Genomic DNA, 22,722 nt, shown 5'->3' with positions numbered 1-22,722 from the left:
CCCACTCGATTGTTATGACCATTATGGTCATGGTGGTGAAAAGATGCAAAATCAAAAAATGGGGACAGACCCCTTTTTTCAAAATGAAAAAAGGGGTCTGTCCCCATTTTTTGCTTATTTAATGAGGCCCATGGCGTTGAGGTCCATGTCCATCTGCAGGAGGTCGGCCATGATGTCGCGTGGCATGTCACAGCCATGCTGCACGGCGCGATCAAGGATGATGTCCATCAGCGCAGCGCTCAGGGCCTGATGACCCTCGGCCGACTGCTCGGCATAAGCCGCAGCGGTTTCTACATAGATATCGATAAGCTCATGCAAATTGCCTTGTATGCGCTTGACGTCATGCACTCGGCCAAAGTGGGTGACGTAACAATAGCGCTGCCCGGCATGAACGATCTTATCGACCGAAGCGTGCATGGCCTCAGGATCGAACTGCACGGGCGAGCTGGTAGGTAAACCAAAATTCCCAGTCTCATCGGTGTCAAACTCCCGATACGACAGCCCAAACGCATCGCCGGTGAAGACGCCGTCACTGGCGGCATCAACCACACTAAAATGGTGACGGGCATGGCCCGGCGTATCCAAAAACTTTAAAAGGCGCCCATTCCAGTCGACTTCGAACCCATCCTCGGCAATGATCATGCGCTCTTCAGGCACCGGCACTAGGTCACCAAAGACTCGCTGCATTACTTCTTCGCCATAAACCGCGGTAGCCCCGGCATTGAGCTTGGTCGGATCGATCATGTGCCGCGCGCCCAGCGGATGAATAATGAGCTGCGCCTCCGGTAAGTATTCAAGCAGCGCACCAGCACCACCGCCATGATCTAAATGCACATGCGTCGGAATCACATAATCCACGCAGCCGCGATCCACACCCTGGTTTTCCAAGACCTGCAGCAGCGCCGGCACCGAGCGCGTCGCCCCGGTATCAATAAACACCGCGCGATCCCCTTGTTGCAGCAAATACGCCGCCACCACATTCGGTCGCCCGATCTGCACATCGATCAGGGTAATACCATGTCCTAGCGCCTGAGTGGGCACTTGCATCATGCCAATCTCCTTCCTATTGATGGTGTCCGCTTAGTAGCCGTCGCCCATGCAGTCCGCCGGCACATAAACCTCGCCGGCCATCAGCACGCGGGCGCTGCGGCTCATGATCGCCTTAGTGACCCGCCACTGGCCATCCACTTGCAGCGCTTCAGCGCCCACCCTGAGCGTACCCGAGGGATGGCCAAAGCGCACGCTCTGCCGCTCACCGCCGCCGGCCGCCAAGTTCACCAGGGTTCCGGGCACCACTGCCGCCGCCGCAATCGCCACCGCCGCTGTACCCATCATCGCATGGTGCAGCTTGCCCATAGACAAAGCCCGCACCAACAAATCGATATCGGCTACGCCAATGGCCTTACCGCTGGAAGCGGTATAGGCCGCTGGGGGCGCCACAAAGGCCACTTTGGGCGTGTGTTGCCGCGCCGCCGCCTCATCGAGTGACTGAATCAGCCCCATTTTCAGCGCGCCATGAGCGCGTAAAGTTTCAAACTGCGCTAAAGCAGCCGGATCGCCATTAATGGCCTCTTGCAGCTCAGTACCACTGCGCCCAATGTCTGCCGCATTAACAAAAATCGTCGGAATCCCGGCATTAATTAAGGTCGCCTGCAAGCGCCCAAAACCCGGCACCTCGAGTTCATCGACGAGATTGCCGGTGGGGAACATCGCACCGCCCTCATCATCATCGGCCGGATCGACAAACGCCACTTCAATCTCAGCGGCCGGGAAGGTCACGCCATCGAGCTCAAAATCACCGATTTCCTGCACCTGCCCATCGACCATGGGCACCTGGGCGATAATGGTTTTGCCGATATTGGCCTGCCAAATACGCACCGTCGCCAGCCCATCTTGGGGAAGGCGAGCCGGATCGATTAGCCCACGGCGAATCGCAAAAGGCCCCACGGCGGCGGATAAGTTGCCGCAGTTGCCGCTCCAGTCGACAAACGCCTGATCAATCGATACCTGACCAAACAGATAATCCACATCATGATCGGGCTGCTGGCTCTTGGACAAGATCACCGTCTTGCTGGTACTGGAGGTGGCGCCGCCCATGCCATCAGTGTGCTTGCCATACGGATCCGGACTACCAATCACGCGCATCAAGAAACGATCGCGGGCCGGTCCAGGCACCTGCGCTGCCGGCGGCAGATCCTCCAAGGCGAAAAACACGCCTTTGCTGGTGCCGCCGCGCATATACACGGCTGGCACACGCATTTGCGGCAGGGCACTCATGCGGCGTTTTCCGAGGCCAAAAAGTCTTGGGCAAAGCGCTGCAGCACACCGCCAGCCTCATAAATCGAGACCTCTTCGGCGGTATCCAAACGGCACACGACCGGCACTTCCAGCGTTTCGTCATCGCGGCGCTGAATCACCAGGGTTAAGCGACCCCGAGGGCTACGCTCACCGCGCACATCAAAGGTCTCCGTGCCATCGATGCCCAGGGTTTTGCGCGTGGTACCCGGCTCAAACTCCAAAGGCAGCACGCCCATACCAATCAGATTCGTGCGGTGAATGCGCTCAAAGCCTTCAGCGACAATGGCCTCAACACCAGCCAAGCGCACACCTTTGGCAGCCCAATCGCGCGATGAACCCTGACCGTAATCGGCACCGGCGATGATGATCAGCGGTTGCTTACGCTGCATATAGGTTTCAATCGCCTCCCACATGCGCATGACCTGACCTTCCGGCTCAAGCCGGGTCAGCGAGCCTTGTTTGACCGCACCATCAACCACGGCCATCTCATTGATGAGCTTGGGATTGGCAAAAGTCGCGCGCTGCGCCGTGAGATGATCACCGCGGTGCGTGGCATAGGAGTTGAAGTCTTCCTCAGGCAGGCCCATTTTCGCCAAATACTCGCCGGCGGCACTGCTGGCCAAAATCGCATTCGACGGCGACAGATGATCGGTGGTGATGTTATCGCCCAACACCGCCAAGGCGCGCATGCCCGACAGCGAACGCTCACCCGCCAAAGCCCCTTCCCAATAGGGCGGGCGACGGATATAGGTGCTCATTGGCCGCCAGTCATACAAGGGACTGACGCGCTCGCCGTTATCGCTTTGAATAGCAAACATCGGCTCATAAACCTGGCGGAAAAACTCCGGCTTGACGCTATCGCGGACGATGGCATCAATTTCTTCATCGCTGGGCCAAAGATCCTTCAAAGTCACCGGCTCGCCATTGGGGTCGTACCCCAATGGGTCTTTTTCGATATCAAAGCGCACGGTGCCGGCGATGGCATAGGCGACCACCAGGGGCGGCGAGGCCAAAAAGGCCTGCTTGGCGTAGGGGTGGATGCGCCCGTCGAAATTGCGGTTACCCGAGAGCACGGCCGTGGCATAGAGGTCGCGATCGATGACTTCTTGCTGGATTTTCGGATCCAAAGCCCCGCTCATGCCATTACAGGTCGTGCAGGCAAAGCCGACAATGCCAAAACCCAGCTTCTCCAGTTCGCTCAGCAGCCCCGATTCTTCAAGGTACAGCTGCACGGCTTTCGAGCCAGGCGCTAGCGAGGTTTTTACCCAAGGTTTGCGCGTCAGACCGCGGGCATTGGCATTGCGCGCCACGAGACCGGCGGCAATCACATTGCGCGGGTTGCTGGTATTGGTACAGCTGGTGATGGCGGCGATGATGCAGGCGCCGTCGGACATCAAGCCCGGCTCGTTTTCCACCTTGCCGCTGATGCCGGCCGCGCCCAGATCGGCGGTGGCCACACGCTTATGCGGATTCGAGGGGCCAGCGATGTTGCGTACCACGCTGGATAAATCAAAGCGCAGCACCCGCTCATACTCGGCGCTGCGCAAATCATCGGCCCAAAAGCCTGCGGTCTTGGCATAAGTCTCGACCAAGCGGATTTGCTCATCCTCACGGCCGGTGAGCTTAAGGTAATCCAGCGTCTGCTGGTCGATATAAAACATCGCCGCTGAAGCGCCATATTCGGGGGTCATGTTCGAGATCGTCGCCCGATCGCCCACGGTCAATGCGGCAGCGCCTTCGCCATAAAACTCCAGATACGCGGAGACGACTTTCTGCTGCCGTAAAAATTCAGTCAGCGCCAGCACGATATCGGTGGCGGTAATGCCTGGCTGGGGCTTGCCGGTGAGCTCCACACCGATAATATCCGGCAGGCGCATCCATGAGGCACGGCCCAACATCACCGATTCGGCTTCCAGGCCGCCCACGCCAATGGCAATCACACCCAAAGCATCCACATGCGGGGTATGGCTGTCGGTGCCCACCAAAGTGTCGGGAAAAGCCACCCCGTCGCGGGCATGCACCACCGGTGACATCCGCTCCAGATTGATCTGGTGCATGATGCCATTACCCGGCGGAATCACATCCACGTTGTGGAACGCCTTCTTGGTCCAGTTGATGAAATGAAAGCGATCTTCATTGCGCCGCTCTTCCACCGCCCGATTCGCCGCAAAGGCATCTTTTTCAAAGCCAGCATGTTCCACCGCTAACGAGTGATCGACAATTAGCTGGGTGGGCACGACGGGATTCACCTTGGCCGGATCGCCGCCTTTTTCCGCGATCGCATCGCGCAGGCCCGCCAAGTCCACCAATGCCGTTTGGCCCAAAATGTCATGACAGACCACCCGCGCCGGAAACCAAGGAAAGTCCTGATCGCGGCGTCGCTCGATGAGCTGCTTAAGGCTCTCGGTGAGCATCTCCGGATCACAGCGGCGCACCAGATTCTCAGCATGTACGCGGCTGGTATAGGGCAGTCCATCCCAAGCGCCCGGCTGAATTTCATTGACCGCCTCGCGGGCATCAAAATAATCCAGCTGGGTGCCGGGCAGGGATTTACGGTAACGGGTATTCATGCCATTTCTGCCTTGCGGCCTTTAGCCGCGCTTGTTCAGGGGAACCCAAGATTGATTTTCCGGGCCGACATAATTGGCGCTGGGACGAATAATCTTGCCGTCCTCACGCTGTTCAATCACATGCGCCGCCCAGCCAGTCACACGCGCAATCACAAAAATCGGCGTGAACAGCGCGGTAGGGATGCCCATCATGTTGTAGGACACGGCCGAAAACCAATCGAGGTTGGGGAACATCTTTTTCAGGTCCCACATCACGGTTTCTAAACGATCCGCCACCGAGTACATGCGCATGGAGCCGGCCGACTCCGATAAGCGATGCGCCACGGCCTTGATCACCTTATTGCGCGGATCGGAAATGGTGTACACCGGATGGCCAAAGCCAATGACGATCTCCTTGCGGGCGACGCGCTCGCGAATGTCCGCCTCGGCCTCATCAGCAGTTTGATAACGCTGCTGAATATCACAGGCGACTTCATTAGCACCGCCATGTTTGGGCCCGCGCAGCGCGCCGATAGCACCGGTGATCGCGGAGTACATATCTGAATTGGTGCCAGCCACCACGCGTGCTGTAAATGTCGAGGCATTGAACTCATGCTCGGCATAAAGATTGAGTGAGGTATGCATAGCACGCACCCACTCATCACTGGGCGTGCGACGGTGTAACAGATGCAGAAAATGTCCCCCCACGGAATCATCATCGGTCTCGACATCAATGCAGCGGCCATTGTGGGCAAAGTGATACCAATAGAGCAGGGCAGAGCCTAAGCAGGCTACCAAGCGATCGGCGATATGCCGCGCCCCAGCCGCATTCATGTCTTCTTTTTCCGGCTCTAACGAACCCATAACGGAAACCGCGGTGCGCATCACGTCCATGGGGTGCGCCGAGGGCGGAATCTGTTCCAACACGGTTTGTAGTGCCGCCGGCAGGCCGCGCAAAGCCTGAAGACGAGCCTTGTAGCCGGCCAGCTCAGCCGCATTCGGCAGGCTGCCATGAATCAGCAAATAGGCGATTTCCTCGAACTCAGCAATGTCGGCAAAATCCAGAATGTCATAGCCGCGATAGTGCAGATCATTACCCGTGCGGCCCACGGTACAGACCGCGGTATTACCGGCGGCGGTACCTGACAAGGCGACAGATTTTTTGCCCTTGGGCTTTTGTTCGGTATCAGTCATGGCTGTTCTCCCCAGATGCACCGCGTTCGCGGTAGAGTTCGTCGAGTTTTTGTTCAAAGGCGTGATAGCCCAGGTGCTCATACAGATCCATGCGGCTCTGCATCAAATCCAGTACGTTTTTCTGCGTGCCGTCGCGGCGGATGGCTTCATACACCGTCAAAGCGGCTTGGTTCATGGCGCGGAAGGCCGACAGCGGATACAGCACCAAGCCTACACCCACGCTCTTCAGCTCGTCGGTGGTGAACAGCGGGGTGCTGCCAAACTCGGTGATATTTGCCAGCACCGGCACCTTGACCGCCTCCACAAAGCGCTGATATTGACCCAACTCGGTCATGGCTTCGGGGAAAATCATGTCGGCACCCGCCTCAACGCAAGCCACGGCCCGCTCAATCGCCGAATCAAAACCCTCAACGGCAAGTGCATCGGTGCGCGCCATGATCACAAAATCCCGATCGCGAGCATCGGCCGCGGCCTTGATGCGATCCACCATCTCTTGCTTGCCGACAATGGCCTTGCCGGGGCGATGACCGCAGCGCTTGGACTGCACTTGATCTTCGATGTGACAGCCGGCAGCGTCAGCACGGATCAGCTCCTTGACGGTGCGTGCGATGTTAAAGGCGCTAGAGCCAAAGCCGGTATCGGCGTCCACCAGCAACGGCACATCGGTGATATAGGTTATGCGGCGCACATCTTCTAAAACGTCATGTAAGGTGCTAATGCCCAAATCCGGCAGCGATAAAGAGCCGGCGGCTACGCCACCCCCGGAGAGATATAGCGCTTTATAGCCCACTTGGCTGGCCAAGGTGGCGTGATAGGCGTTGATGGTGCCCATGACCTGCAGCGGTTGTTCTTCTTCAACAGCGCGGCGCAGCCGCGTGCCGGGGTGCAGGGTATTGGTCATAAAAAACTCCTTAATCTCAGGCCCTAGGCCATGGGTTCCAGTCCAATTCTGACCGTGCGGGCCAGCGAGGACTTGGCTTCAAAGAGCATCTCCACATTAACGCGGGAGCTGCGAATATGGCGACGCATGATGAGTTCTGCCATCTCGGCATCGCGATCGGCAATGGCTTCGATGATGTGTCCGTGCTCACGAAATGCCAGCCGAGCCCGCTCACCGACCATGCCAAACTGAAAGCGATACATGCGCATGAGATGGTAGAGGTCATTGCACAGTAGTTTGATCAGCCGCGCATTGCCGCTGGCCTTAATAATCCGGTAGTGGAAATCCAGATCACCTTCTTTTTGGAAGTAGGAAATACCGTCATGGGCCTCGGCGCGCTCTTGATGCTCGGCGACTAACTGGCGCAACTCAGAGATCTCTGCATCGCTCATGCACTCAGCCGCAAGACGCGCCGCCATGCCCTCCAAGGCTTCGCGCAGGGTGTATAGCTCCAACAAATCGGCTTGGCTTAGAGAGACGATACGGGCACCGACGTTAGCGCGGCGCTCCACCAGATGACAGGCCTCGAGTCGCCCGATCGCATCACGCAAAGGGCCGCGGCTGATGCCAAACTCCGCCGCCAATTCCGGTTCGCTGATTTTGCTGCCAGCAGCGATTTTGCCTTCGACGATCGCCTGTCTTAAGCGCAGGAATACGCGATCCGAGAGGGTGACAGAGGGTTCCAGTATTTCGACCATGGACATGGCGTGTGCACTCAGATTGTTAACAATCCAAGCCTAACAGGGTCGAATACCGCCGTAAACCCTCAATTTTGTCACCAATCTTGACGCGAATCAGCCCGAACGCCGATCCGCATAGCCGAGGCGTGACAGGTTTTCGCGGATTTCCTCGAGGATAGCGGGGTCGTCAATGGTTGCCGGAGCCTGGTAGGCCTCGTTATCGGCGATTTTGCGCATCACTGCTCGCAGAATCTTACCTGAGCGCGTCTTCGGCAGACGGCCAACCACAGCCACCAACTTAAAAGCCGCCACGGGCCCAATCTGCTCGCGCACCAAACCCACCAGCTCTTTGCGTAGGGTGTCTTCGTCCTTGCTCACCCCTGATTTGATAACGACCAAGCCCATGGGCAGGGCGCCCTTGAGCTGGTCTTGCACACCAATCACCGCGCACTCGGCCACATCCGGATGTGAAGCCAACACTTCTTCCATGGCACCCGTAGATAAGCGGTGGCCAGCGACGTTGATGGTATCGTCGATGCGGCCCATGACATAAAGAAAACCCTCTTCGTCCATGTAACCCGAGTCGCCGGTCAGGTAATACCCAGGCTCCGCGCTCAAATACGACTCACGATAGCGCGCCTCATTTTGCCAAAGCGTGGGCAAACAGGCCGGGGGCAGGGGCAGCTTGATCATGATGCGACCCATCTCACCGGCGGGCGCCAAGTTACCCTGATCATCCAGAATTTGCACGTTATAACCGGGCACGGGCTTACCTGCTGTACCCGCCTTAATCGGCAGCTGTTCAATACCCAAGAAGTTACCGGCAATGGCCCAGCCAGTCTCAGTTTGCCACCAATGGTCAATCGCCGGGCGCTGCAAAATCTCCTGCGCCCAGTTCAAGGTATCGGGATCACAGCGCTCACCGGCCAAGAATAAGGCCCGCAGGCTTTTCATCGAATAGCGCTTGAGATGCTCGGCCTTGGGGTCTTCCTTTTTAATGGCGCGAAACGCCGTGGGCGCAGTGAACATCACCGAGATACCGTATTCCTCGATCATGCGCCAGAAAGCACCCGGGTCAGGCGTGCCAACTGGTTTGCCTTCATAAACCACGGTGGTGCAGCCATAGATCAATGGCGCATACACGATATAAGAGTGGCCTACCACCCAGCCAACATCCGATGCCGCCCAAAATACTTCGCCGGGCTCCATGCCATAGATGTGCTTCATGCTCCACTGCATGGCCACGGCATGACCGCCATTGTGGCGCACCACGCCCTTAGGCTTACCAGTAGTCCCAGAGGTATAGAGAATATACAAAGGATCGGTGGCCGCTACGGATACGCAGGGATGCGGTTCAATGCCAGCCTGCGCCGCCTCCCATTCCACATCCCGCCCCGGGGTCATCTCGCCCGGCGCCTGCGGCCGCTGCAGAATCACGCAGTGATCCGGTTTATGTTCCGCGATCTCAACGGCCTTGTCTAACAACGGCTTGTAGGGTACGACCCTGCCGGGTTCGATGCCGCAGGAACCGGCGACGATGACTTTGGGCGTAGCATCGTTGATACGCGTGGCCAGCTCATTAGAGGAAAAGCCGCCAAACACCACCGAGTGGATGGCGCCCAGGCGAGCGCAGGCCAACATCGCAATCAATGCCTCAGGCACCATCGGCATGTAAATAATTACCCGGTCGCCTTTGACCACGCCCAGTTTGGCGAGCGCACCGGCAAAGCGCGCGGTCAAATCCTGCAGTTCAGCGTATGAAATGCGCCGCTTGCTATCCGTGACCGGGCTGTCATAGATAATCGCAGTCTGCTCACCGCGACCTGCAGCCACATGGCGATCTACCGCGTTATAACAGGTATTGAGCATGCCGCCGGGGAACCAGGCATAGCTGGGCGCTTGAGAATCATCCAGCACCTTGTCAAACGGTTTATCCCAATCAATGGCTTTGGCAGCCTCCGCCCAAAAGCCCTGCGGATCCTCGACAGACTGACGGTAGACCTCAGCGTAACCCATGCTCTCCTCCTGAACTTATCGTTTTAATTTGGACCCCGCAGTTTCTACCGCACACTCATCAGGGTCAATACCACCGCTCGGGCTCGTGTTAGAATTGGGGGCTTTCGCGGCTTTGATGGGATACGTCATTTATGCTGGATCCGAAGTTACTGCGTGCTGATTTGCCGGCGGTGGCCGAACGGCTGGCGGCGCGCGGCTATGCGCTGGACACCGAGCGCTTTGCGGCGCTAGAGGCAGAGCGCAAAGAGCTACAAATGCGTACGCAAGCGCTACAAAACGAGCGCAACACCAGTGCCAAAGCCATTGGTCAAGCCAAAGCCCGCGGTGAAGACATCGAGCCGTTGAAGGCCGCAGTGGGCCGCGTGGGCGAAGAGCTGGATGCCGCCGAAACTCGCTTGGCGGCGCTGCAACAAGACCTAGATGAGTTGTTACTGGGTATTCCCAATCTGCCGCATGAAAGCGTGCCTGCCGGCCGCTGCGAGGAAGACAACCAAGAGGTGCGCCGCTGGGGCGAGCCGCGTACTTTGGATTTCACCGCCAAGGATCACGTTGATCTGGGCGCGCCGCAGCAGTGGATGGATTTCGAGAGCGGGGCGCGCATTAGCGGGGCACGCTTTGTGGTGTTGCGCGGTGCCATGGCGCGGCTGCATCGGGCGCTCATCCAATTCATGCTCGATATCCATACCCAAGAGCATGGCTATCAAGAACTCTACGTGCCTTACTTGGTGAACGCCGAGAGCCTCAAAGGCACAGGGCAGCTGCCCAAGTTCGAGGAAGACTTGTTCAAAACCCACAGCGATCCCGCTTATTATTTGATTCCTACCGCCGAAGTGCCGGTCACCAATTTGGCGCAGCGGCAGATCTTTGAGGCCGAAGCGCTGCCGGCGCGCTTTGTCTGTCACACGCCGTGTTTTCGTTCCGAGGCAGGGGCCTATGGCAAAGACACGCGCGGTCTGATTCGCCAGCATCAGTTCGAAAAAGTCGAGCTGGTGCAGCTGGTGCCGCCGGATCAGTCTTGGCAAGCCTTGGAGGCGCTGACCGCCCATGCTGAGACGATTTTGCAGCGCCTAGAGCTGCCCTACCGAGTCATGGCTTTGTGCGCTGGCGACATGGGTTTTTCCGCGGCCAAGACCTATGACATCGAAGTCTGGTTACCCGGCCAAAACTGCTATCGGGAGATCTCTTCCTGCTCCAACTTCGAGGATTTCCAGGCCCGCCGCATGCTGGCGCGTTGGCGCAATCCCGAGACCGGTAAGCCCGAGTATTTGCATACCTTGAACGGCTCGGGTTTGGCGGTCGGCCGCACCTTGGTGGCCTTGGTGGAAAATGGCCAGGATGAAGCCGGCCGCATCCACCTGCCCAAAGCGCTGCAGCCCTATATGGGCGGGCTGACGCTTTTAGATCCGGATACGCCATAACTGATGCGTCAGTCGCTGATCAGCTTGGTTTGCCTGAGCCTGCTGATATTTTTGGTGGGTCCAACGGCTGCGCGCGAACAGCCGCCCATTGATGACAGCCCGCGGCATATCGGCCTGCAACACCCCGACTGGTTTGAACGCTCGTTGTTGGATCTGCGCGAAGATCTCGCGAACGTACGCGCGCAGGACAAACGCGGCCTTATGATATATGTCGGCATGGATCACTGTCCCTACTGCGAGGCCTTATTCACCGTCAACTTTGCAGCGGCGGATATTCTCGCCTACACCCGCGAGCATTTTAATGTCGTGGGTTTGGATATTCGTGGCAGCCGTGAGCTCACCGATCTGGATGGTCGTGTCAAAACGGAACGGCAATACGCGATTGAAAAAGGCCTGAATTTCACTCCAGCGCTGCTGTTTTACGACCGGGAAGGCGAGGCTGTGTTCCGGCTGCGCGGTTACCATCCGCCTTACCGCTTTCGCGCCGCGCTGGAGTTCGTCGCCGATGGTCATTATGAAAACGAGAGCTTTCGCGATTATCTCGCCCGCGCTGACCCGCCGCCGCGCTTTGATGTGGCGGGCCTCAATGATCAGGCTTTTTTCCAGTCAGGACCGCATCGCTTAAATCAGCGGGGGTCAGACCCCATTCGCCCACTGATTGTGTTTTTTGAGCAGGGCGAGTGTCACGCCTGCGATATCTTGCATACCGAGCCACTCAACGATCCCGCCGTGCAGCAGCTGCTCAGCCAATTCGATGTGGTGCAGCTGGATATGTGGTCAGACGAATCCGTGGTGCTGCCCGATGGACGAACGCTAAGTGCTGAAGCGTGGGCGTCCGAGCTGGGTTTGTATTATGCGCCCACCCTAGTGTTCTTCGACGCGTCGGGCGAAGAGGTGATTCGTATCGACAGCGTTGTGCGTCAGCATCGTCTGCATGCCGTGATGGAGTATCTGCTCACCGAAGGCTACCGCAGCCACCCGACCTTTCAGCGCTGGCGGGCCGAGCAGGATGGCTGAAAACCCATCACTCCTCGTCGCGCGGGAACTCCACGGGTTCATCAATGCGCGGCGGCCCGGCTTTCTTCTGACTGATGATTTGCGCCACCAGATGCGCGATCCCCATGCTAAAGCTACTCAAAAAACCCAAAGCAAGAATAGGCCAGCCGCCCCAAACAAACAAAAACCCCAGGGGCGAGAGCTGCACGAACAGCATCACCACAGCGATGATCATCCAACGACCCGCGAAACTGGTGCAGTGATCCCGACACCAAGCGGCGCGAGCGATCTTATCCTCGGGCGTTGCCGAGGGCATTTGCCGCAAATGCCAGGGGGCCAGCAAATAGGCCATCAGGGTGTCGAACATGGGCGCCTCGCAGGGGCCAGCGGGTGGGACTTAGCATGATACTCAGGCTCATCCTTGGCGACCAGTTAAGTTTCTCACTGCCGACGCTTAACGATATCGATCCGCAGCATGACCGGGTCTTGATGCTGGAAGTGGCCGAAGAGACGAGTTATGTGCCGCACCATCAGCAGAAAATCACCTTAATCCTATCGGCCATGCGGCATTTCGCCGAGGGGCTGCGCGCCCGGGGCATTACGGTGGATTACGTGCGCCTCGATGATTCTGAGAATACCGGCAGCTTTGATAGTGAAGTGATGCGCGCCATCAAACGACTCAAGCCCCAAGCGCTGATTGTCACCGAGGCCGGCGAATGGCGGGTACAAGAAAAGCTCAAAGCGTGGCATCAAAGCCTGAATATTCCCGTCGAAATTCGCGACGACACGCGCTTTTTGACGCCCCCGGGATTTTTCAGCCGCTGGGCCGTCGGCAAAAAACAGCTGCGCATGGAGTTTTTTTATCGCGAGATGCGCCGCCTCACCGGCTGGCTGATGCAGGGCGATCAGCCTCTGGGCGGGCAATGGAATTACGATGCCGAAAACCGCAAGGCATTGCCCAAGGATTTAGATCTACCCCAGCGCCGCCGCTTCGCCCCGGATGCGATCACCCAGGAAGTCATCACCTTGGTAAAACAGCGTTTTGCCAAGAATATCGGTGAGGCAGAGCAGTTCACCTGGCCTGTGACCCACAGTGAGGCAAAAGCGGCGCTCAATGACTTTTTGGAGCAGGGCCTGACCCAGTTCGGCGATTATCAAGACGCCATGCGCCATGGTGAAGATTTCGTGTTTCACGCGCTGCTCTCGCCGTGTTTGAATATCGGGTTGCTGGATCCCCGCGAAGTCTGCGAGGCAGCGCTTGAGCGCTATGCACAGGGTGGCGTGCCGCTTGCGGCGATAGAGGGTTTTATTCGCCAGATTCTGGGCTGGCGCGAGTACGTGCGCGGTATTTACTGGCATCACATGCCGGACTACGCCCACAGCAATTTTCTCGATGCGCAGCGACCCTTGCCACAGTGGTACTGGAGCGGTGAAACCGACATGCACTGTTTGGCTGAGGCCATCCGCAATACCCGCGAACATGCCTATGCGCATCACATCCAGCGCCTCATGGTGACCGGCAATTTCGCTTTGCTGGCTGGCCTTTGCCCCAGCGAGGTCGAAGCCTGGTATCTGGCGGTCTACGCCGATGCCTTTGAGTGGGTGGAGCTGCCCAACACCCATGGCATGGTGCTGCATGCCGATGGCGGTATCATGGCTTCCAAGCCCTATGCTGCTTCGGGCGCCTACATCGACCGCATGTCGGATTATTGCCGCCACTGCCGTTACAGCCCCAAACAAAAACTCGGCGATCAGGCCTGCCCGCTCAATTATCTTTATTGGGATTTCATCATGCGTCATGAAAAACGCTTGGCCGGCAATCCGCGCATGGCTATGCCATATCGCAATTTAAAGCGCATGGATTCCGCGCAAAAACAGGCCATTCAAGATCAGGCTGCTGCCTTCCTTGCTACACTGGGCCCATGCTGAAGTTTCTCACGCTGATTCTGATCGGAGTCTTTGCCTGGTGGCGGCTCTCGCGCTGGTGGCAGGTGCGCCGGCTGCGCGCCCAAGGCCTACCCGTGCCCGAAGAAAAAGGCCTGCGTGCCATCAGTGTTTTGGCTTTAGTGCTGTTGGCGGTTTACGGCGGCTTTTTGTTGTGGCATTTGTTTGTCATTTGAACATTTGTAATTTGAACAATGGCATGCCCCTCGAGGTCATAGCGATATGAACGCGAAACTGCATCTGTCCCGCCGCCAATTCGTGTGGCTGATGTCCGCATCCTCAGCGGCCGTGGTTCTACCACAGCTCACGGGCTGTGCGGTGGATCCGGTCACCGGCCAACAGCGCCTGATTCTCATGTCGGAGGCCGAAGAAAAGGCCATCGATCAGCGCCATGCCCCGCATCAGTTCTCCAATGATTTTGGTGTCACCCAAGATCGCATGCTCAATACCTATGTCACCGAAGTGGGCTCCTCGCTGGCGGCCATCAGCCATCGCCCGCATATGCCCTACGACTTTAATGTGGTGAACGCCAATTACGTCAATGCCTATACCTTTCCGGCTGGGGCCATGGCTTGCACCCGCGGCATCATGGTCGAGATGGAAGACGAAGCCACGCTGGCGGCGCTGTTGGGGCATGAGCTTGGGCATGTCAATGCGCGACATGCCGCACGGCGTCAGACCAGCGGTATTCTGGCGGCGGTGGTGCTCGGCGGCGTAGGGATTGCAGCGGCCCAATCCGAGCAGCTCTCGGGTTATAGCGGCCTGATCTACGGGTTGTCGGCGCTGGGCGCTACGGCCTTACTGGCGCATTACAGCCGCGAGAATGAGCGCGAAGCCGATGATCTGGGCCTGCAATACGCGACTGAGGCCGGCCAAAACCCCGAAGGCATGGTCGATCTCATGGATATGTTGGTGGGTATGTCCGATCGTCAACCCAATGCCATCGAAGTCATGTTCGCCACCCATCCCATGAGTCAGGAGCGCTACGATACAGCAAAGCGTGAAACCCAGACCCGCTATGCCGATGCCCGTGGCCGCGACAAGGGGCGTGAGCGCTACATGGACAACACCGCCAATCTGCGCCGCATTAAACCGGCGATTAAGGAGCAGCAGGCGGGTGAGGCCGCCATGCGCCGGGAGCGTTTTGCCGAGGCCGAGGGGCATTTTGCGCGCTCGTTGGATTTGGCACCCGATGATTACCCAGGTCTGCTGTTAATGGCTCGCGCCAAATCCGCTCAGGGTCGCCACAGCGAAGCCCGAGCCTATCTGGATCAGGCCAAGCGCACTTATCCCAACGAAGCTCAGGCTTTGCATCTCTCCGGTATCAACGCCCTTGCGCTGAATCAGCCTGATCGGGCCTTAGCGCAGTTCGAGCACTATGAGCGGGTCCTGCCCGGCAATCCCAACACAGTGTTTCTCAAAGGCATCTCCAGCGAAGCCATGCAAAATCACCGCGCTGCCGCTCAGCACTATGAGCGCTATTTGCAGATGGTGGGCACCCAAACCGACCAAGGCCGCTACGCCGCACAGCGCCTGCAAAGCTGGCGATAGCCGCCGTTCTGGCGCACAATCCTCGCTTTTTAAGGGAGATGGGCAGGGTGCCAAGCTATCTGGATGCTTTTTACGAACGCCGCGATGACCTAGTGCACATCACCCCGCAGCAGGCCAGCGATTTCGCCAAGTCCGTGGCCGGCGACTTCAACCCCCTGCACGACCCCGACAACCGCCGCTTCTGCGTGCCCGGCGACCTCCTGTTTTGCCTGATACTCCAGCACTACGGCATCAGTCAGCAAATGCAGTTTCGCTTCACCAACATGGTCGGCGCCAACATCGGCCTGATCTTCCCAAAACGGGGACAGATTTATTTATCGGATAATGCGGGACGGATTTATTTAGAAGCGGAGCGTCAAGGCGATGTGTCCCAAGACAACGCATTTTTGGACCAGCTGACTCGTGATTATGCGGCTTTCTCGGGTCAGAATTTCCCGCATATCTTGGTACCGCTGTTGCAGGCGGAAAATGTGATGGTCAATCCGCAGCGTCCCTTAGTCATGTACGCGGGTATGGCCTTTGAATTCTCACGTTGGCCGACCCAGCCACCGCAACTGCAGTTTAGCGATGCACAGCTGAGTATCGACGGTAAGCGTGGCGATGTGCGCCTCAAATTCGACTTCCTCGATCAAGGCCAAATCATCGGTCGCGGTGAGAAACAACTGATCATCTCCGGGCTGCGCCCCTATGAACAGGCGGTGGTAGATGATTTGATTGCGCAATATGATAGCTGGAAGGCAGCATATACCCCATCCTAGCGAGGTTGCGATGGAAGGCATGAATTTTAAAGTCATCGAAGGGCTGCTGATACTCGGCGCCTTCATTGTGTTCGCCATCTGGCAATTCCGCAGCATACGTCGCGACCGCGCCGAGCTGGAACGCCGCCGCGCCGAGCGCCAAAAACAACGGGAGGAATCATGAGAGTCCTGATCACCGGAGCCACCGGTTTTGTCGGTTCACAACTGGTCGCCCGCCTGCGCCGCGAAGGCCACGAGTGCGTCATCCTCACCCGCGATGTTGCTGCTGCTGAGAAAAAGCTGGGGCAGGGCAAGGACCGCTTTGTCGCCTGGGATGCGTGCTCGCCGCTGCCTGAAGCTGTGTTTGAAAACATCGATGCCGCGGTCAATCTGGTGGGCGAGAGCATCGCCGCCAAGCGTTGGAGCCCAGCCCAAAAACAACGCATCATCGATTCTCGTATTAACGCCACCCGCGCTCTGGTCGCCGGCCTCAAAAAACGGGGTACGATCCTAATTTCGGCATCGGCGATTGGCTTTTATCCGGTGAATCGGCCCGAGGCCTTAGACGAGAGCTCGGCGCCGGGTGAGGGCTTTATGCCCGAGATCTGCCAACGCTGGGAAGCCGAGACGGATGCCCTGGCGGAAGGCGTGCGCAAGGTGATCCTCCGCATCGGCGTGGTGGTGGGGCGCCAAGGCGGCATGATGCAAAAGCTCTTGCCGGTATTTCGCCTTGGGGCCGGTGGGCCGGTGGGTAATGGCCAGCAAATGATGAGCTGGATTCATGTCGATGACCTCGTGGGCATCATCATGCATGCGCTCAGCCATGAGGAGATGAGCGGGATTTATAACGCCGTCGCCCCCCAGCCGGTCACCAACCGCGAATTCTCAAAGCAGCTTGGCCAAGCCCTTAAGCGTCCTGCTTTTTTTCCCGCGCCAGCCTTTGCACTGCGCTTAGCCATGGGTGAGATGGCCGATGTAGTCCTGGATGCGCAAAGCATCAGCGCGACGAAAGTGCGTGACGAGGCCGGATATCAATTTCAGTATCCTGATATGCGCAGCGCTTTGGCTGAGGTGGTATCGGCTTGAATACCCTGGTTTTGCGTCACTACGATCCGCTGGCCATCGCCTTGCAGGTGATGCCAGTTCTGGGCCTGGTTGCCTATACCGTCTTGTTTTCGCGCCTTTACTTGGATGGTCAGCCGCCGCACTGGATTAACCTGGGCGTGTTATTGGGGCTGGCGATCATGCTGTTTTTCGCCGTGACGCGGCTCTCGCCGTATATGGAATATCGCTTTGAGCGCTCACCGGCGAAGGTGCGCATCGAGCGTAAGCGCTTGATTCGTGGCAATCCTTGGATCGAGCACAACCTGCGCCAAGTCGAGCGCATCAGCATCGAGCAGTACCCCTTTAACCGCGGCCACCGGCATGTGGTCTGCCTGCATTTGGCAGATGGCCGGCGAATTATCGACGGCATGCCTGATGCCTTGGCCTCAGAGCCCATTTATGACTTTGCGGTCAAGGTCTCGCGTTTTTACGGCATCACGGGAAAACGCTAACAGTCATCAGTTCGACAGTCTGCCCAGTCGAAGCGCAACCCTTAGCCTGAATACACGCGATTAACCGGTATGCGCGCTCATCACCGCTGCTGAGATATCCGCTGAGGAAATCCCCGGGGCATCAATGCCCAGCCGCTCAATGGCCTCTTCGGCCGCCGCGTTTAATGCATCTGGGTCCAGCGCACAGCCCTTAAGCGAGTCGGCCAGCCGATCCATGCCATCATCAGGAAACACGGTGAAGTCTCCGCTGATTTCCAAATCGACAATCCCCCCATCCTTGGCCAGCAACTGTACGCGAATCAAACCGCCCGGCGCCTTGTATGCGCCTTGGGTGAGATGCGTGGATTCGGCGATCTTCACGCCGCCCTCCACCATGCGCCGGCCCTTTTGATAGGTCCACTCGGGATCTTTCAAAGTCGCCTCATAGGCATCAATAGACTCCAGCTCAGCGGCCGTGGCTTGGCTCATCACCGGGGTGACGCCCAAGTGCTTGGTGATCTGTTCCATAAACGCTTGCTTGACGACATCACGCTGCGGCGGCGTGCCCAGTTCGCGCGTTAGTGTGGTGATGTAATCCGCCATTCCTTGGCGCAGCTTGTCGCGGAATTTCTCCGAAGGAACTTTCAAACAGCGCGCCATGGTCGCTACATCAAAATCAAACATGAAACTGCCCACCATGATGGTGGCATCGCCAACGCTGGCAGCACCGGTACCGCCAATCTTGCGGCCATTCACATGAATATCATTCACCGGTCGGAATGTGGCTTCAACGCCGAGGGCGTGATAGGTCTGAATTACGGGCTCGATAAAAAAGCTGTAGATCTCCGTGACCCGGCGCGGCGCCTTGGCCTGCGGATAAATAAAATGGAAAAACATCTGATTCTGATCGAGAAAGACAGCGCCACCGCCCACATGCCGCCGCGTGATCGGTAAATCATTTTCACGGCAATATTCCTCATCGACTTCTAAGCCGACATCTTGATGTAAGCCGACGCAAACATAGGGTGAGGAGGGATTGACCAAGGTTAATACCGGCGTATCGTCGGCCTTAATCGTCTTGGCGATACCGTGATACACCGCCTGCGAGCGCAGCGCCGGCTGTTGGCCAAAATCAATCACACGAAGTTCCATGGGGTACTCCTCCTTGACTGTGGAACGGCAGAAAGCCTTAGGTTTTGATTAGGCAGATTGTTTGATCTGCTCGATTTTGATTTTCCATTCGGCCGGCCCGGTCTGGTGGACGGATTCACCTTGACTGTCCACCGCCACGGTCACCGGCATGTCTTTGACCTCAAATTCGTAAATCGCCTCCATGCCCAGATCCTCGAAGGCCAGCACTTTCGAGGCCTTGATCGCCTTAGACACGAGATAAGCAGCGCCGCCCACGGCGGTGAGATATACGGCCTTATTGTCGCGAATGGCTTCAATCGCCACAGGGCCGCGCTCAGCCTTACCCACCATGCCCAAAAGACCGGTTTGTTCGAGCAGCTGGCGCGTGAACTTGTCCATGCGCGTCGCGGTGGTGGGGCCGGCCGGACCGACGGCTTCATCATCAACCGGATCCACAGGACCCACGTAGTAAATAAAGCGATTGGTGAAGTCCACCGGCATGGGCTCACCGGCATCGAGCATCTGCGTCAGGCGTTTGTGCGCGGCATCACGACCGGTGAGCAGCTTACCGTTGAGCAGCAACACATCCCCTGGCTGCCAGCTGGCCACTTCTTCGGGCGTCACTGTATCGAGATTCACGCGCTTGCCACCGCTGGCGTCATATTTTAGGTCTGGCCAATCCTCGAGGCTGGGCGGCTGCAAATGTGCCGGGCCGCTGCCATCGAGATGAAAATGCACGTGACGCGTGGCCGCGCAGTTGGGAATCATCGCTACCGGCAACGAAGCCGCATGTGTTGGATAATCCATGATCTTGACGTCCAGCACTGTCGTCAGCCCGCCCAAGCCTTGGGCACCAATGCCCAAAGCGTTTACCTTATCAAAGATCTCCAGGCGCAACTCCTCGATGCGGTTTTGTGGGCCGCGTGTCTGCAGCTCATGCATATCAACTGGCTGCATCAAGGATTCTTTGGCCATCAGCATGGCTTTTTCGGGCGTGCCGCCGACGCCAATACCCAAAATCCCCGGGGGGCACCAACCCGCGCCCATTGTAGGAATTGTCCGAACCACCCAATCCACAATTGAATCGGACGGATTGAGCATCACCAGCTTGGACTTGTTTTCTGAGCCGCCACCTTTGGCGGCACAAATCACTTCCAGCTCATCGCCAGGCACCATTTCGACGTGCACCACAGCCGGTGTGTTGTCGCGCGAGTTGCGGCGCTCGCCTGCTGGATCGAGAAGCACCGAGGCGCGCAGCTTATTGTCTGGGTGCAGGTAGGCGCGGCGCACGCCTTCATCCACCATCTCCTGCAGGGACAACTCGGCATCCCAGCGCAGGTTCATGCCAATCTTCAAAAACACCACGGCAATGCCGGTGTCCTGACAAATAGGCCGGTGCCCGGTGGCACACATGCGCGAATTCACCAGGATTTGCGCCATGGCATCCTTGGCGGCCGGTGATTGTTCTTTTTCCCAGGCAGCCGTCAGCGCTTGGATATAGTCCTTGGGGTGGTAGTAGCTAATGAACTGAAAGGCATCGGCGATGCTTTGAATCAGATCTTCCTGACGAATTACGGCCATGTGCTGGCTCCTCACGGGTACTTACGGCAAAGCCTCGAAGTTTACCCGCCTTGGCGGCCTTCGTCATGGGTTTGCCGCTCAAGCTAGGCGCGTGGATCGCGTGTTTGCCTCTCGCCCTTGCGCGCGCAATCAGGTTAAATGGCGCCATGCTCAAACTTATGTCCTTTGTTTGCCGCCAAGCTTGGGGAATCCGCATAGTGGCAGCAGTGCTGGCCCTGCAGATAGTCATGCTGCCTTTGTCTGCCAGCGCATCGGCCTCAAGCGCATCAGAGGTCGTGCCTGTGGGCTTGCCGGACTCCATGGTCCGCATGCTGGAAAGTCAGCGTATCTCAGTGCAAAACGTCAGCCTCTGGGTGAGCGATGCCCAGGGCAACCCGCGCATCGCCCACAATGTCGATGTGCCGCGCAACCCCGCCTCGCTGATCAAACTTCATACGGCATGGACCGCGCTGGAGACTTTGGGCCCGGGGTATCGTTGGGAGACGGGCGTTTATACCTTTGCACCGATTGTTGGCGATGTGCTGCAGGGGGATTTGTACATCCGCGGCGGCGGCGACCCTTGGCTGGTTAGCGAAGAAGTCTGGAAGCTTACCGGCGCGCTGCGGCGCCAAGGGATTCGAGAGATTCAAGGCGATTTGGTGTTCGACCTGAGCCTGTTTGATCTTGAACCCGAAGATCCCGGCGCTTTCGACGGTCAGCGCTTTCGCGCCTACAACCAGCCGCCGCACGCCTTATTGATGAATTTCAATGCGCTGCGCTTTGAGTTTCGCCCCGATGCCGATGGGCGCTCGGTTCGTGTCACCACCGATCCGCCCAATTCGGTGGTGCAGGTCGACAATCAGCTGCGTTTGCAGCCTCGCTCCTGCAGCGGCTTTCAGCGCGGCGTGAATTTCCAGGTGGTAGACGAGGAGCGCGTGCGTTTGGATGGGAGCTTTCCCAGCACCTGTCGCGAATACGGCTTATTGCGCACGGCGGTATCCCCCGAGGCCTTTGCCTATGGGCTGTTTCGCGAGATGTGGCAGCAGTGGGGCGGCAGTCTCAATGGGCAGTGGCGTTTAGGCGCTTTGCCGCCTGAGGTTTTGGCTTCCTTGCGTCAAGATCGACGCAGTGACAGCGAAACAAGCGATGCGCAAGAAGCCTATGAGCCGCTGGTGCTGCATCGTTCGCCAACGCTGGCCGAGCTTTTGGGCGGCGTGAATAAGCGCAGCAATAACGTCATGACCCGGCAGATGAAACTGGCCATTGGGCTGGAGAAGTATGGACCGCCGGCGACCGTAGAGAAGGGCAATCAAACACTTCGGGAATTCTTTGCAGAGCGCCTACCTGGCCATGGCGAGATCATGCTGGACAATGCCGCCGGTTTGTCACGCACGAACCGCATTACCGCCCGGCAGCTCGCGGGTGTGCTGAGCTCGGCACAAAGCAGTCTCTATGCGCCGGAGTTTCTCTCTTCTCTGGCTTTGTCGGGGGTGGATGGAACGCTGCGTGAGCGTTTTGTCGAGCATCCTGCCGCCGGTCGCATGCGACTAAAGACTGGTTACTTGCGCGATGTCTCTGGTGTGGCGGGCTATGTGAATGCCGCCTCCGGAAGCGCTTATACTGTGGTGTTGATGATCAATCACCCCGGCATTGATCATAGTCGCGGGGTCGATATCCAAGACGCTATTCTTGAAGCGATCTATGAAGAGCGATTTTGAAAACTATTTTTAAACAATATGTTAGGGAGACTTTCTATGCCTTATGTAAACATTAAGATTACCCGCGAAGGGGCTACTGCCGAACAAAAAGCTGAGCTGATTCAGGGCGTCACCGATTTGCTGAAGAATGTGCTGAACAAGAACCCAGCGACCACGGTGGTCACCATCGACGAAGTCTCCACCGACAATTGGGGCATCGGGGGCGAGAGCGTTACGGTGCGCCGGGCGCGCGGCGACTGAGGCACGGATGCGCGCCAAACGTTGGGATGGGGGCTTGGTGCTGATCGCGGCTCTGCTGATCGGTGTGGGCAGCTTCTCGTTGTTCGGGGGTGAGATCTGGATTAGCCGGCTGACCGTCGGCGAGGGTCAGGGTATTGGCGGAACGCCGGCCATGGTGATTGGCGGTATTTTCATCGCCCTGGGCCTATTCTTCCTCAAAGAAGCCCGCAAGTAGG

General features: G+C 57.9%; 22 protein-coding genes. 12 read left to right on the top strand and 10 right to left on the bottom strand.

Annotated elements, in window-relative coordinates; genetic code table 11:
• Positions 1–114 precede the first annotated feature (114 nt).
• The 7 genes from CKX93_RS01305 to CKX93_RS01275 all read right to left on the bottom strand — a co-directional run bounded on the left by CKX93_RS01305 (position 115) and on the right by CKX93_RS01275 (position 9,677).
• Complete coding sequence (locus CKX93_RS01305) at positions 115–1,050, bottom strand: MBL fold metallo-hydrolase (RefSeq protein WP_076754542.1); 936 nt, start codon at positions 1,048–1,050, stop codon at positions 115–117.
• A 30-nt stretch (positions 1,051–1,080) separates the two neighbouring features.
• Positions 1,081–2,277: a 2-methylaconitate cis-trans isomerase PrpF gene (gene prpF, locus CKX93_RS01300; RefSeq protein WP_076754539.1), complete on the bottom strand. Its 1,197-nt coding sequence runs from the start codon at positions 2,275–2,277 to the stop codon at positions 1,081–1,083.
• The gene (gene acnD / locus CKX93_RS01295) at positions 2,274–4,868 is read right to left on the bottom strand and encodes a Fe/S-dependent 2-methylisocitrate dehydratase AcnD (protein ID WP_076754538.1); all 2,595 of its coding nucleotides are present in this window, start codon (positions 4,866–4,868) and stop codon (positions 2,274–2,276) included. The genes prpF and acnD overlap by 4 nt, the downstream gene beginning before the upstream one ends.
• Before the next feature lie 21 nt (positions 4,869–4,889).
• A complete protein-coding gene (prpC, locus tag CKX93_RS01290; protein WP_076754536.1) occupies positions 4,890–6,041 on the bottom strand; it encodes a bifunctional 2-methylcitrate synthase/citrate synthase in 1,152 nt (383 codons plus the stop codon).
• Positions 6,034–6,942, bottom strand: coding sequence for a methylisocitrate lyase (gene prpB, locus CKX93_RS01285; protein ID WP_076754534.1), 909 nt, complete (start codon positions 6,940–6,942; stop codon positions 6,034–6,036). The genes prpC and prpB overlap by 8 nt, the downstream gene beginning before the upstream one ends.
• Before the next feature lie 23 nt (positions 6,943–6,965).
• Positions 6,966–7,685 carry a GntR family transcriptional regulator gene (locus CKX93_RS01280; protein ID WP_084178592.1) on the bottom strand — a complete coding sequence of 240 codons (720 nt, stop codon included), beginning with the start codon at positions 7,683–7,685 and terminating at the stop codon, positions 6,966–6,968.
• A gap of 90 nt (positions 7,686–7,775) precedes the next feature.
• Positions 7,776–9,677: a propionyl-CoA synthetase gene (locus tag CKX93_RS01275; RefSeq protein ID WP_076754532.1), complete on the bottom strand. Its 1,902-nt coding sequence runs from the start codon at positions 9,675–9,677 to the stop codon at positions 7,776–7,778.
• A gap of 131 nt (positions 9,678–9,808) precedes the next feature.
• Between CKX93_RS01275 and serS the strand changes: the two genes are divergently transcribed.
• Positions 9,809–11,095, top strand: a complete 1,287-nt coding sequence (gene serS / locus CKX93_RS01270; protein WP_076754531.1) for a serine--tRNA ligase — start codon at positions 9,809–9,811, stop codon at positions 11,093–11,095.
• A gap of 3 nt (positions 11,096–11,098) precedes the next feature.
• Positions 11,099–12,112, top strand: a complete 1,014-nt coding sequence (locus CKX93_RS01265) for a thioredoxin family protein (protein WP_076754529.1) — start codon at positions 11,099–11,101, stop codon at positions 12,110–12,112.
• Positions 12,113–12,119: 7 nt separating this feature from the next.
• Here the strand turns inward: CKX93_RS01265 and CKX93_RS01260 are convergent, their stop codons facing one another.
• Positions 12,120–12,458, bottom strand: a complete 339-nt coding sequence (locus CKX93_RS01260; protein WP_076754527.1) for a hypothetical protein — start codon at positions 12,456–12,458, stop codon at positions 12,120–12,122.
• Between the two features lie 35 nt (positions 12,459–12,493).
• Between CKX93_RS01260 and CKX93_RS01255 the strand changes: the two genes are divergently transcribed.
• The 7 genes from CKX93_RS01255 to CKX93_RS01225 are packed head-to-tail and all read left to right on the top strand — an operon-like array spanning position 12,494 to position 17,879.
• Positions 12,494–14,020: a cryptochrome/photolyase family protein gene (locus CKX93_RS01255; RefSeq protein ID WP_076754525.1), complete on the top strand. Its 1,527-nt coding sequence runs from the start codon at positions 12,494–12,496 to the stop codon at positions 14,018–14,020.
• Entirely contained in the window at positions 14,014–14,211 is a 198-nt protein-coding gene (locus CKX93_RS01250) for a hypothetical protein (RefSeq protein WP_076754523.1), read from the top strand. The genes CKX93_RS01255 and CKX93_RS01250 overlap by 7 nt, the downstream gene beginning before the upstream one ends.
• Positions 14,212–14,257: 46 nt before the next feature.
• Positions 14,258–15,586, top strand: a complete 1,329-nt coding sequence (locus CKX93_RS01245; protein WP_076754521.1) for a M48 family metalloprotease — start codon at positions 14,258–14,260, stop codon at positions 15,584–15,586.
• Positions 15,587–15,633: 47 nt separating this feature from the next.
• Entirely contained in the window at positions 15,634–16,344 is a 711-nt protein-coding gene (locus CKX93_RS01240) for a DUF3581 family protein (RefSeq protein ID WP_420828606.1), read from the top strand.
• Positions 16,345–16,363: 19 nt separating this feature from the next.
• A complete protein-coding gene (locus CKX93_RS01235; RefSeq protein WP_159435511.1) occupies positions 16,364–16,507 on the top strand; it encodes a hypothetical protein in 144 nt (47 codons plus the stop codon).
• Positions 16,504–17,409 carry a TIGR01777 family oxidoreductase gene (locus CKX93_RS01230; RefSeq protein WP_076754517.1) on the top strand — a complete coding sequence of 302 codons (906 nt, stop codon included), beginning with the start codon at positions 16,504–16,506 and terminating at the stop codon, positions 17,407–17,409. Before CKX93_RS01235 ends, CKX93_RS01230 begins: the two co-directional genes overlap by 4 nt.
• Positions 17,406–17,879: a hypothetical protein gene (locus CKX93_RS01225; protein ID WP_076754514.1), complete on the top strand. Its 474-nt coding sequence runs from the start codon at positions 17,406–17,408 to the stop codon at positions 17,877–17,879. The genes CKX93_RS01230 and CKX93_RS01225 overlap by 4 nt, the downstream gene beginning before the upstream one ends.
• 60 nt (positions 17,880–17,939) lie before the next feature.
• Here the strand turns inward: CKX93_RS01225 and CKX93_RS01220 are convergent, their stop codons facing one another.
• Complete coding sequence (locus CKX93_RS01220) at positions 17,940–19,010, bottom strand: lipoate--protein ligase (protein ID WP_076754512.1); 1,071 nt, start codon at positions 19,008–19,010, stop codon at positions 17,940–17,942.
• A 48-nt stretch (positions 19,011–19,058) separates the two neighbouring features.
• Entirely contained in the window at positions 19,059–20,570 is a 1,512-nt protein-coding gene (locus tag CKX93_RS01215; RefSeq protein WP_076754510.1) for a fumarate hydratase, read from the bottom strand.
• A 197-nt stretch (positions 20,571–20,767) separates the two neighbouring features.
• On the opposite strand from CKX93_RS01215, the gene CKX93_RS01210 reads away from it, so the two are divergent.
• From CKX93_RS01210 to CKX93_RS01200, 3 genes are read left to right on the top strand one after another with little or no spacing between them, the layout of a single operon-like run.
• Positions 20,768–22,267 carry a D-alanyl-D-alanine carboxypeptidase/D-alanyl-D-alanine-endopeptidase gene (locus CKX93_RS01210; RefSeq protein ID WP_159435510.1) on the top strand — a complete coding sequence of 500 codons (1,500 nt, stop codon included), beginning with the start codon at positions 20,768–20,770 and terminating at the stop codon, positions 22,265–22,267.
• A 36-nt stretch (positions 22,268–22,303) separates the two neighbouring features.
• Positions 22,304–22,507, top strand: coding sequence for a 2-hydroxymuconate tautomerase family protein (locus CKX93_RS01205; protein ID WP_076754509.1), 204 nt, complete (start codon positions 22,304–22,306; stop codon positions 22,505–22,507).
• A 7-nt stretch (positions 22,508–22,514) separates the two neighbouring features.
• Positions 22,515–22,721 carry a hypothetical protein gene (locus tag CKX93_RS01200; RefSeq protein ID WP_076754507.1) on the top strand — a complete coding sequence of 69 codons (207 nt, stop codon included), beginning with the start codon at positions 22,515–22,517 and terminating at the stop codon, positions 22,719–22,721.
• Position 22,722: the final 1 nt, after the last annotated feature.

The sequence above is a fragment of the Ectothiorhodosinus mongolicus genome, from assembly GCF_022406875.1.
Classification (GTDB): domain Bacteria; phylum Pseudomonadota; class Gammaproteobacteria; order Ectothiorhodospirales; family Ectothiorhodospiraceae; genus Ectothiorhodospira; species Ectothiorhodospira mongolica.
The sequence above is the reverse complement of the archived record's forward strand: the minus strand, read 5'-3'. Positions and strand labels throughout refer to the sequence as shown.